The following is an 11,652-nucleotide window of genomic DNA, read 5'->3' as shown; positions in this document are numbered from 1 at the left end:
GTTTGAAAACGGCGTGCGGGTGGTGGGGGAGTCGAAAATCTTCTACTGCAAAAAGGAGCAGGACTGCCGTATCCGCCGGGTCCGACTTCTGCCGGAGAAGCCCCCGGCGCTGCCGGAGGCGGTGGAGGCGATTTTGCAGGCGGACATGGTGGTGCTGGGGCCGGGAAGCCTGTATACCAGCATCATTCCAAACCTGCTGGTGGACGGCATTGTGGACGCCGTCAGGCAGGCGGGCGGACTGAAAGTCTATGTCTGCAACGTCATGACGCAAGAGGGAGAAACGGAGGGCTACACCGCCGCGGACCACATTGCGGCCCTGTTCAAGCACTCCGCGCCCGGGCTGTTTGATTTGTGTCTGACCAACGCGTCGCCCATTCCCCGGAGCGTGGCCCAGCGGTACGAACAGGAGGGGGCGGAGCCTATTTGCCGGGACAAGGAGCGGTGCGCCGCCCTTGGTGTGGAGCTTGTCAACCGGCCTGTTGCCACGGTGGAGGACGGCTTTGTGCGCCACGACCCCGCAAGCCTTGCGCGGGAGCTGATTCTGCTCCACGCGGAGCGCAGCGTCCGTATCGCGGGGGATCGGTTTGCCACAGGGGGAGACTTTTACAGGGCGGAACATATGAAAGAGTGAGGAGGTGAGCGGGATGTCCTTTTCCTACGACGCGAAAAACGAACTGTGTCGACTGGAGGTTCAAAAGCATTGCTGTGCTTTGGCGGAGGCATACGGGATCCTGCTCTACTGCAACACCTTTCACTCCGGAGAAATTCGCATTGTCACCGAGAACTCCAATCTTGCCGCAAGGCTGCCCCGGCTGTTTCACCGGGCCTTTCGGCTTCGGTTTGACAGAAAGCCGGAGCCGGACGCGCAGGGGAAGCTGGTGTTTCAAATCACCGACCGCAATAAGCTGGACGGGATTATCGACGCGCTGGGCTTTTCTCCGGAGCAGAACATGGTGCTGCACATCAATTTCGGCCTGCTGGAGGAGGAGTGCTGCCGGGCTTCGTTTCTGCGGGGCGTGTTTTTCGCGGGGGGGAGCGTCACGGACCCGCTGAAGCGGTATCATCTGGAGCTGGCAACCTCTCATTTGCAGGTGAGCCGGGAGCTGGAGGCCCTGCTGAGGGACAACGGCTTTCCACCCAAGAGCCTGAGCCGAAACGGGAGCTACATCACCTATTTCAAGCAGAGCGACCAGATTGAGGACTTTTTGACGCTGATCGGTGCGCCTGTGGCGGCGATGAACGTGATGAGCGCGAAGATGGAAAAGGACCTGCGCAACAGTGTAAACCGCCGTATCAACTGCGACAACGCAAACCTTGACAAGGCGGTGGACGCAGCGCTGGAGCAGGCGGAGGCTATCCGCCGCCTGATGGATGCGGGACTTTTGGAGCAGCTTCCGGACAAGCTGCGCGATACGGCGATGGCCCGGCTGGAAAGGCCGGAGCTGAGCCTTTCTGAACTGGCGGACAGCTTAGACCCGCCCGTGACGAAATCATGTCTGAACCACCGGCTGCGCAAGCTGACGGGGCTGGCAAGAGAGCTGCGGGGCGAACCGCCCAAATAAAGCGACGGTGTCCGGCCCGGCTTTCTCCGGAGGGTGGCCCATGGTTTCTGATAACAAAGGAGATCGCTTTGAATAAACGCATTGTGGATATGACCGGGGATCCCCGGCGGGAGCAGTTTGCCTATTTTTCGTCTATGGAAAATCCCTATGCCGGAGTGACCTGTCAGGTGGATATCACCGCCCTCATGGAGAGAATCCGGCAGGACGGCACGCCTTTTTTCCTCTCGCTGACCTATGAGGTGATGGCGGCGGCCAACGCTGTGCCGCAGCTTCGGCGGCGGATTGAGGAGGGGCAGGTGGTGGAATATGAAAGCTGCCGCTGTTCCTGCACCGTGGCGAAGCCCGATGGGGCCTATGCCTACTGCACGCTGGATACGGCGCTGCCCTTTGATGAGTTTCTAGAGACGGGGCGCACGGCGCTGGAGACAGCCAAATACGGCGGGACGATTGCAGAGGAGAAGGACCATGAGGAGTTCTTTTTCGTCTCCTGCGTGCCCTGGCTCCGCTATACGGACATGGTGATGCCGGTGCCCAGCCCCGCGTACAGCAACGTTCGGATTTCCTGGGGGAAATGGACGGAAGAAAACGGGCGGACAAGCCTGCCCGTGACGATTCTGGCCCATCATGCGCTGGTGGACGGCATTCATTTGGGAAGGTTTTACGAGGAATTGGAGCGTCGGGCGTCCAAAGCCCGATGAGACAGAAAAAAGGGGAGCTTTTATATGGATCGGTGTGCTGCGGCTTATCAATATCACAAGGCGGGCTACAACTGCGCGCAGGCGGTGGCGCTGGCGTTTGAGGATTTGCTGGAGATTCCGAAGCCGATGATCGCAGCCGCCGGGGGCGGGTTTGGCGGCGGCGTGGGCGGCAGTCATGCGGAGCTGTGCGGCGCGGTCAGCGGCGGCGTGCTGGTGCTGGGATGGCTCACGCCCCACACGGACGGCGCGGATGCAGATGGGAAAAAGAGGACCTATGCCGCGGTGAAGGAGTTTCGCCGCCGGTTTGAGGAGGTTTTTGGACTGACCCGCTGCGGGGACCTGCTGGCGGCTCATCCCCAACCCGACGAGAAAAACCCCGCTGCTCTGCGTCTGGGTATCACGGCCCACTGTGACAACATGATTGTCACGGCGGTGGAAATTCTTGAAAAAATGCTTAGAGAGCGGGCGGCGGACTAAGTCCGGCGTGGCGCTATTATAATACGATTTCGGCGGGCAGGCACGGTCTTGCCGTTGGAAAAGCCGATACGAAAGAACAGGAGCGACCTATGTCCTTTGCCCATTTACATGTTCATACGGAGTTCAGTCTGCTGGACGGGGCCTGCCGCATTAAGGAGCTGCCGGCCGTTCTGAAGGAGATGGGCCAAAGTGCCTGCGCCATCACGGATCACGGAGTGATGTACGGCGCGATTGACTTCTACCGTTCCTGTAAGAATGCGGACATCAAGCCCATCATCGGCTGCGAGGTCTATGTGGCCCCCAGAGGCCGCACCCGGCTGCAAAAGCAGCACGAGTTTGACGCGGAGAGCCGCCATCTGGTGCTGCTGTGTGAAAATGAGGAAGGGTACCGCAACCTGTCTTACATGGTGTCCATGGCGTGGACCGAGGGGTTTTACATCAAGCCGCGGGTGGATTTGGAGCTGCTGCGGGAGCACCACGGGGGGCTGATCGCCCTGTCCGCCTGCCTTGCCGGGGAAATTCCCCGGCGGATACGCAACGGAGAGTATGAAACCGCAAAGACCGTGGCGCTGGAAATGGCGGAAATTTTCGGGCCGGAGCATTTTTATTTGGAGCTTCAGGACCATGGCATCCCCGACCAGCAGACGGTGAACCGGGGGATTTTAAAGCTCCACAAGGAGACGGGCCTGCCCATGGTCTGCACCAACGACGCGCACTATCTCCGCAAAGAAGACGCGGAGGCCCACGATGTGCTGCTTTGCATCCAGACGGGAAAGCTCTTATCCGATGAGAACCGCATGCGCTATGAGCCGCGGAACTTTTACCTCCGGTCCGAGGAGGAGATGCGCGCCCTGTTTGAGGGATATGAGGACGCGGTGGACAATACCGGGAAAATCGCGGAACGTTGCAATCTGGAATTTGAATTTGGAAAATATCAGCTTCCGGAATTTCATCTTCCGGAGGGCTATGACGCGTATACCTATATCAAGGAGCTGTGCGACACGGGCTTTGTCGCGCGGTACGGCGGGGAGCACCCGGAGTATCGGGAGCAACTCAACTACGAACTGGAAATGATTGAGAAAATGGGCTTTACCGACTATTTTCTCATCGTCTCCGACTTTGTGCGCTATGCCCGGGAGGTGGGAATCCCCGTGGGGCCAGGGCGGGGCAGTGCCGCTGGAAGCCTTGTAAGCTACTGCCTTGGCATCACCGATGTGGAGCCGATGCGCTTCGGCCTGTATTTCGAGCGGTTTTTGAACCCAGAGCGGGTCAGCATGCCGGATATCGACATGGACTTTGGCGACGTGCGCCGGGGCGAGGTGGTGGACTACGTGCGCCGGAAGTACGGCGACGACCACGTGGCCCAGATCGTGACCTTCGGCACCATGGCGGCCCGGGGTGTGATCCGGGACGTGGGGCGGGTGCTTGGGATGCCCTATGCCGAGGTGGACAACATCGCCAAGCAGGTGCCCTTTACGCAGCATATCACCCTCAAGGACGCGCTGCGGCTTTCAAAGCCCCTCAGCGACCTGTATGAGGGCGATGATAACGTGAAAGTTCTCATCGACACGGCGAAAAAGCTGGAGGGGATGCCCCGCAACGCCTCTACCCACGCGGCGGGCGTGGTGATTACGAAGCGGCCCGTATACGAATACGTCCCCCTTGCGAAAAACGACGACGCGGTGGTCTGCCAGTACATCATGACCACGCTGGAGGAGCTGGGCCTTCTCAAAATGGACTTTCTGGGCCTGCGGAACCTGACGGTGCTGGACGACGCGGTGAAAATGGTGCAGTCGGAGCGGCCCGGCTTCCGCCTGGAGGACATCCCGGAAGACGACGCGGCAACCTATGAAATGCTGGGGCAGGGGAAGACCATCGGCGTGTTTCAGATGGAGTCTGCCGGGATGACCGGCGTGTGCGTGGGTCTAAAGCCCCACAATATGGAGGATATTTCTTCCATTATTGCCTTGTACCGTCCCGGCCCCATGGACTCTATTCCGAAGTTTATCGCCTGTGCACAGAATCCCAAGCTGATTTCTTATCTCCACCCGTCCTTGGAGCCGATTCTCTCCATTACCTACGGCTGCATCCTCTATCAGGAGCAGGTGATTGAGATTTTCCGCCGTCTGGCGGGGTATTCTCTGGGACAGGCGGATATGGTGCGCCGGGCGATCTCCAAGAAAAAAGCCGCCCAGATTGCCCGGGAAAAGGACGCGTTTATCCACGGCGAACAGGAGCGGAACATCCTCGGCTGCGTGGCAAACGGGATTCCGGAAGCGGCGGCAGAGGCGATTTATCAGGATATTTATGACTTTGCAAACTATGCTTTCAACAAGGCCCATTCCGTGTCCTATGCGGTGGTGGCCTATCAGACGGCGTATTTCAAGCGGCACTTTACCAAGGAGTACATGGCGGCATTGCTTACAAGCGTTTTGGACAACTCCGCCAAAATCGCGGGCTATATCACCGAATGCCGGGACTGGGGCATCAAGCTTCTGCCCCCGGACATCAATTGCTCCTGCGATACCTTCACGGTGGAGGAGGGGGGCATCCGCTTTGGGCTGGCTGCCGTGAAAAACATCGGGCGGGGATTTATTCAGGCTGTGATGCGGGAGCGGGAGGAACGGTCTTTTACCTCGCTCAGCGATTTCTGCGGACGGATGAACGGGAGCGACATGAACAAGCGGGCGGTAGAAAATCTCATCCGCTCCGGCGCGTTCGACGGGTTTGGGGCAAGGCGTTCCCAATTGCTCAAGGTTTATGAAACGGTGATGGACTCCGTGGCCAGCGCCAGCCGCCAGAATGTGGAGGGGCAGATCGACTTCTTCTCCATGGCGGCAGGAAATGATGATAAACCAAAGCCAGTAAAGGAAATGCACCTGCCTGATATTCCGGAGTTTACCCGGCAGGAATTGATGAACATGGAGAAGGAGACGACCGGGCTTTACCTCTCCGGCCATCCCATGGACCAGTACCGGGGCGAGGTGAAGCGGCTTCGCGCCCCCTCCGTTGCCTCCATTCTGGACGATTTTTTACAGGAGGGCGGCCCAACTCAATTTACGGACGGACAGCGGGTGTGCATCGCCGGGGTGGTGACCTCCAGCAAGACGAAGACCACGAAAAACAACTCCCTCATGGCCTATGTCACGGTGGAGGACGACACCGCCGCCATCGAGCTTTTGTGCTTTGCAAGAACGCTGGAATCCTGTGGCCCCTGCTTGCAGGAAAATCAGGCGGTGGTGGTGCGGGGACGGCTCTCCGTCCGGGATGAAAAGGCCCCGCAGCTGATGTGCGATTCCGCGGCCCCTCTGGGCAGCGGCACGTTGCCGCCGGACCCGGTGCCGGAGCGCCGGGAGGGGAAGATAGTCGAGGGCGGCGCTCTTTACCTGAAATTTTCAGGAAAGGACAGCCCGGAGCTGCACCACATGAAGCTGGTGTTTCAGATGTTCCCCGGCGGCACGCCGGTGAAGCTGGTGATGGCGGATACCCGCAAGGTGTTTGGAACGCAGGTGTTGCTCCACCGGGCACTGTTGCAGGAGGCGAAGGAGACGCTGGGCGAAGAAAATGTGGTCGTGAAATAAGAGAACTGCCCCGTGGTTTTCTTTCGTGCTGAAAGGCACAAAAGAAAACCACGGGGCTTCAATGATATGGGGTGATATGTTCAGCTTTTGATTCAAATTCTTTAATTGAGTGAATTTTCCCATCAGTGTGAAATTCCACAATAGAAACTCCGTCAAAGCCATGAACAATGTTGTTTTGCTGCTCTTTAAAAAACCATTCGACTACGACCAAGTTGTTTTCATGCAAGAACTGTTTTATGGCCCATTCCAATACCGTCTGTTTTTGCAGCATTGTGTCAATCCATTGATGTATTTCATGCAGTCCACAATATTCAGGGCCATAACATTCGCTATAAAATATATCTGGCGCAAATATGGAGTCTAAGGCCGAAAAATCGCGTTGCACCCACATATTAAAGTAGGCTTTTATTGCCGACTCTTTTTCTGCTGTATTCATCCGTATCATCTCCCGTTTCATATCCTTGCTGATAAAATTATAACAGTTCAGCATCACATATTCAACTAAAATGAAAAGAAGAACACCTTTTAAGGTAGCCCTTAGTAAAACAGTATTTGAGTGAAGTATGGCGTAGCGTAAAAGCTACGCCATTTCTTCATGTATCGGGTTATTTAGTTCCGGCAGAATCCCCACTAAGTCATAGCTGATGTGAATATTCTGCCTGCGTTTTCCGGGTAGTGTCAACATTTATGCGCAAAAAGGGTTGCAGCCTCTGAGAGAATGGAGTTACCCGGCAATGGAGGCATCATCGAGGACGGCCTCCAGATGCTTCATATTCATGTACTTCTTGTTTCCCCACTGGGTGCCTGCAACATGCCGCAGCCGCGCACAGACCAGCATAAGGGCGGAGTTCCCATCAGGGAAAGCCCCCACCACGCGGGTGCGGCGGCGGATCTCACGGTTGAGGCGCTCAATAGCGTTGTTGGTGCGGATACGCGTCCAATGCTCAAAGGGAAACGCCATACCCCGACGCCAAATACCAACGCTGCACCATACATTTCTACCGTAATATCTTCTCGGTTGTGCCGCGCTCCAAGGGCACGCTGGTCGCCAAAATGCTCAAAGCCATCCACGCCCAGGAGAGCAAGGCTGCGGCGCTGGCAAAGGCCATAGACGTAGTTGCCGCGCTGAAGGACTTGAAACTGAAGGAGACCGCCAAAAAGGTGGAGGACAGTGTGGAGGAGACGCTCACCTACATGGCATTCCCCTTTGAGCATTGGACGCGTATCCACGGAAAACCTCCATTCTCAGAGCCGCTATTAAAAGATGTACTGATTATGCTCTCCGAAAGTTCATAAGAAAAAAGAATACAGCGGTCTTGAATGTTATTTCAAAACCGCTGTTGGGCTATATTCTTCTGTTTGGCGCATAACAACCCCGCCGCTCAAACAACGGTTTTTTTATTACCGTTGAGCAGCGTTTTTGTGTGTTTCTATAAAGCAGTTTCCTTTTTCAATCTATGAAATGCCCATGAAAAACTGATGCCGCACATTGCTATAAGCAGAAGAACCATAAAGCTGACATCACGATAAATAATATCGCCTTGTAAAATCAAATCACGCAAAACATTTATTACATGAGTAAAAGGATTTAGGTTGACTGCAATTTTTAATCCCCCGGACAATCCATCTGCTGGAAACAATGCGGTACTTAGAAAAAAGATGGGGAGAACAATTGCATTCATTACCGTTTCATACATGACTTCATTTGGCAGACAAAGGCTAATGGCGTAAGTAAGTCCCGAAATAAAAAAAGCAGTTAATAATACTAAGAGAGCTATCAAGAGTATACCTTTGAATCCAGTCGCAATGTTTACCAAAAAAAACAAACTGACGATACACATAATAATAACTTCAATGAATGTACATACAACTGCTTCTAATACCTGCCCCAGTACGATAGAACTTCTTTTGACTGGGGCAATTAGTATTCGGTAAAAGCTCCCATCTGCTTTCATCGAATAATTCATAATACCGCTGCTGCTGCACGCTCCGAAACTAACCAATACAATTAGTCCGGGAAGAACAAAAGCCGTATAATTTGCAATTCCAATCCCTTTCATGGATTGTCCTGCAACAGCACTATACAAAACAAGCCATAGCATAGGCTGTAAAATGGTAATTACGATAGTAAAAGCATTATGAAAACGCCATTTTATATTGCGGTGTAACAAGGTTAGAATATCCATTAACTGGCCTCCTTTTCATTGTCACTGGTCAGGCTGATGAAAACATCTTCTAAGGTGGGCTGTATAATTTCAATTCCCAAGAATGGAATACCACGCTCCAATAGTAGGCGAGTTGTTTTTTCTAAATCGCTTCGTCCGCTTTTTAAGTTGGTAATGATTTTATCATGGCGCAAATCGGACTCTTTGAGAGCAATGCTTTCCTTTAGCGTTTCAAAGCATTTTTCAGCCTCTTTCTTTTCTGAAAAGCTGATTTTCAGCATATCCTGCCGTAAGTATGCCCGGAGAGAATTTGGAGAATCTTGAATGACCTCTTTTCCGTTTTTCATAATGCAGATTGTATCACTCAACTCGTCGGCTTCTTCCAAATAATGCGTTGTTAAAAAAATAGTAGTTCCGAAATCCTTTCTAATCTTTTTTACCATATCCCACATTGCCATTCGGGATTGAATATCCATGCCAACGGTTGGCTCATCTAAAAATAACACTTTGGGATTGGACATTAGATTTAGTGCAATATCAAGCCGCCTTTTTACTCCACCGGAGTAGGAAGAAACCGGGTACTTCAAATACTTTTCTAATCCAAAACAGGAAATTAGCATTTCCATGCGCTTTACGGCTTCTGACTTTGGCACTTTATATAGCTTGCTTTGAAACATCATGTTTTCTGTCAGTGATAAATGTGTATCAATAGAAGTTCTTTGTGCCACACAAGAGATTTTTGAACGAATTTCAGCCGCTTCACGATAAGCATCTTTTCCAAACATCGTTACGTTGCCGGAAGTAGGACGCAGGTATGTTGTTAGCACATTAATAAGTGTGGATTTTCCTGCTCCGTTCTGCCCCAAAAGAGAAAAAATTTCGCCTTCCTTTACCGTCAAAGCAAGGCCGTCTAATGCCTGTACTCCGCTTTTATACTTTTTAACCAAATCATTTACGCAAATAGCAGTCATTTTATTCCTCCTTGATTGGAAACAAAATCTCGGTGATATATTTATCCAGATTTCCTTTCAATAACATTCCCGGCCCCTTGACATAAACCTCACGAAACGGCGGTTGCAACTGTAAATTATGCTCTGCGGCATATTGGTCGATTGCTTTATAAGCAAGATGTAAAGTTTTATAAGAGCCGATATGAGTTGCACATATGGCTTTAATAGCCGGTATTTCTTTTACTTCAATTCCATTTCCCAAAGGATTTTGCTCTGTTGGTACGCATAAGTCCATTTCGCCTATTTTGGTTTCTGGATTCATAACATAGTAACAAAAAAACGGCGCACCATTTGCTTTACCCTGAATGGATTTGAAAACATTAGGAAAAAACTTGTTTGCTTCTGTTGCAACTCCTTTATAATGCAGGAAAGCAACATGTATTGGCTCAACATTCCTAATTTCAATTTGATATTCCATAAGTTTAATTCTCCTTTTCTTTTTTTACTGCAATCCATACTTCGGAATGTCCTGAACGGTTTAATTCCTTGCTGATCGGATAGACCTCTATATCGGGCAGTTCTGCATAGGCATATCCCGAAAAAGGAAGCCATTCTGTTAAAAATCTTTTGAATATATCCTGTACAGATTCTTTAAAGAAACCATTACTTTCAAACACCACCCATGTGGCATTTGGAATTTGATATTCAAACATTCCGTCCGGTACAGGTTGGTCAGTTGCCGCCGCAATGTAATAATAAATTTCATCATCACTTTGGCAGATCGTAGCTCCTAAAACATGCATGGGCAACTGGTTTGACAAGTTGCAGATTTTTGCAAATTGATTGTCTTTCAATGTGCTTTCCCAGAAAGGTGGGACGTTCCTTTTGTTTTCTTCCATATCCATTGTCAATGGAATACGGATACCTACAATTCTCATAGCTTCTTTTTCTTCGACCCGGTAGGGCATGACATTACCTCCTATTATGTTGACTGAAAATTTGATAGGTGGGTATGCATTCAATATACTTCCTTTTGCCTTTGCGGAAATAGGGGATATTCCATGCACATTTTGAAATGCCCGGTTAAAAGAAGTCGGAGAGGTATAGCCGTATTTTAACGCAACCTCCAAAACTTTTGTATCTGTGGTTTGTATTTCAAAAGCAGCCTGTGTCATTCTCCGGCGGCGAATATATTCGGATAAGGATATACCCGCTACATAGGAAAACATCCGCCCCAAATAGTAAGTAGTACAACACGCAATTTTAGCGGCTTCTTTGTAACAAATCTCGCCATCTAAATTTCTCTCAATATAATCAATGGCATTGCTCAGATTCTTCAACCATTCCATTTCTTTACCTCCCGACTAAATCATACTGTAAATAGTAAATTTATTCCTCGCTTTTGCTGTCCTCTTTTGTAAACTTAACTTTAGCGCAATAAAAATTTGTTATCAAGTATGAAGATGGATCGGATTACATATCGGGGAGGATAAAGACTTTATGGAAATGCTAGAAACCGCTGTCCTGCAAAATAGGACAGCGGTTTTTAGCATTTCATTAGATAAGTTTCAAGAATGAGCTTTCTTGGCAAAACAGAAAAACAGCGTATCATTCAATCTGAATGATACGCTGTTTTTTAGACATTTTACTTGGCAGTTGCCCATTAAAAATATGATTTGTTTATACTGTCTTATGCAGGACTACCTTATCGCAATTTTTTTAAGGCAGTATTTTTCATTGGCTGAGCGCAGAAAGCGGACTTTTGTAGGTAAAAAGGGGGGGTGGTGACTGCCTTAGATTTCGTCCTCCCGCGTCCGCTTGCCCAGCCGGATGGCCCGGATGTCGTAGGGCGCGGTCTGATAGACGTTGTAATTCAGCCAGTTGGTATACAGCAGATTGGCGCAGGAGCGCCAAGTGACCACCGGGGGCTGGGTGGGGTCGTCGTTGGGAAAATAGTGCTTGGGGAGCCTGATGGGGGAGCCCGTGGACACGTCCCGGTCATACTCGCCTTTCAGGGTGTCCCGGTCATACTCCGCGTGGCCCATCAGGAAAATCTGACGGCCCCCGTCGGTTTTCACGGCGTAGATTCCCGCCTCCGGCGACGAGGCCAGAATTTTCAGCTCCGGCACCGCCTCGATATCTTCCCGGTCCACGGTGGTGTGGCGGGAATGGGGAACCCAGAACACATCGTCAAAACCCCGGAAGAGGATGAAGCCCTG

At 51.5% G+C, this 11,652-nt stretch carries 11 protein-coding genes and 2 pseudogenes; 6 read left to right on the top strand and 7 right to left on the bottom strand.

What is annotated here, in order from left to right; all coding sequences use genetic code 11:
- From RTU96_RS07060 to RTU96_RS07040, 5 genes are all read left to right on the top strand, one after another.
- Positions 1-631 (top strand): 2-phospho-L-lactate transferase CofD family protein (locus RTU96_RS07060; RefSeq protein WP_312635818.1); only part of this gene is annotated, 631 nt, incomplete at its 5' end.
- Positions 632-644: 13 nt separating this feature from the next.
- The gene (gene whiA / locus RTU96_RS07055) at positions 645-1,562 is read left to right on the top strand and encodes a DNA-binding protein WhiA (RefSeq protein WP_312635817.1); all 918 of its coding nucleotides are present in this window, start codon (positions 645-647) and stop codon (positions 1,560-1,562) included.
- A 68-nt stretch (positions 1,563-1,630) separates the two neighbouring features.
- A complete protein-coding gene (locus RTU96_RS07050) occupies positions 1,631-2,260 on the top strand; it encodes a CatA-like O-acetyltransferase (protein ID WP_312635816.1) in 630 nt (209 codons plus the stop codon).
- Positions 2,261-2,284: 24 nt separating this feature from the next.
- On the top strand, positions 2,285-2,737 hold the full coding sequence (locus tag RTU96_RS07045) for a C-GCAxxG-C-C family protein (protein WP_312635814.1): 453 nt from the start codon (positions 2,285-2,287) through the stop codon (positions 2,735-2,737).
- 89 nt (positions 2,738-2,826) lie between these two features.
- Entirely contained in the window at positions 2,827-6,318 is a 3,492-nt protein-coding gene (locus RTU96_RS07040) for a DNA polymerase III subunit alpha (RefSeq protein WP_312635811.1), read from the top strand.
- 58 nt (positions 6,319-6,376) lie between these two features.
- Here the strand turns inward: RTU96_RS07040 and RTU96_RS07035 are convergent, their stop codons facing one another.
- A complete protein-coding gene (locus RTU96_RS07035) occupies positions 6,377-6,754 on the bottom strand; it encodes a nuclear transport factor 2 family protein (protein ID WP_293010285.1) in 378 nt (125 codons plus the stop codon).
- A gap of 288 nt (positions 6,755-7,042) precedes the next feature.
- Positions 7,043-7,276 (bottom strand): annotated as a pseudogene (locus RTU96_RS07030) (transposase); the annotation flags it as partial.
- A 2-nt stretch (positions 7,277-7,278) separates the two neighbouring features.
- Here RTU96_RS07030 and RTU96_RS07025 point away from each other — a divergent pair.
- Positions 7,279-7,545 (top strand): annotated as a pseudogene (locus RTU96_RS07025) (transposase); the annotation flags it as partial.
- A gap of 203 nt (positions 7,546-7,748) precedes the next feature.
- Here the strand turns inward: RTU96_RS07025 and RTU96_RS07020 are convergent.
- From RTU96_RS07020 to RTU96_RS07000, 5 genes are all read right to left on the bottom strand, one after another.
- Positions 7,749-8,504, bottom strand: coding sequence for an ABC transporter permease (locus RTU96_RS07020; protein WP_312635809.1), 756 nt, complete (start codon positions 8,502-8,504; stop codon positions 7,749-7,751).
- Positions 8,504-9,454 (bottom strand): ABC transporter ATP-binding protein, encoded by a 951-nt coding sequence (locus tag RTU96_RS07015; RefSeq protein ID WP_312635808.1) that lies wholly within the window; start codon positions 9,452-9,454, stop codon positions 8,504-8,506. The genes RTU96_RS07020 and RTU96_RS07015 overlap by 1 nt, the downstream gene beginning before the upstream one ends.
- A 1-nt stretch (position 9,455) precedes the next feature.
- Positions 9,456-9,911 carry a GyrI-like domain-containing protein gene (locus RTU96_RS07010; protein ID WP_312635807.1) on the bottom strand — a complete coding sequence of 152 codons (456 nt, stop codon included), beginning with the start codon at positions 9,909-9,911 and terminating at the stop codon, positions 9,456-9,458.
- Between the two features lie 4 nt (positions 9,912-9,915).
- Complete coding sequence (locus RTU96_RS07005) at positions 9,916-10,782, bottom strand: AraC family transcriptional regulator (protein ID WP_312635806.1); 867 nt, start codon at positions 10,780-10,782, stop codon at positions 9,916-9,918.
- Between the two features lie 444 nt (positions 10,783-11,226).
- On the bottom strand, positions 11,227-11,652 hold a 426-nt coding region (locus RTU96_RS07000), incomplete at its 5' end, for a homoserine O-succinyltransferase (RefSeq protein ID WP_312635805.1).

It is taken from the genome of Oscillibacter sp. (genome assembly GCF_032018205.1).
Classification (GTDB): domain Bacteria; phylum Bacillota; class Clostridia; order Oscillospirales; family Oscillospiraceae; genus Oscillibacter.
This window is presented reverse-complemented; position numbering and strand designations above follow the sequence as displayed.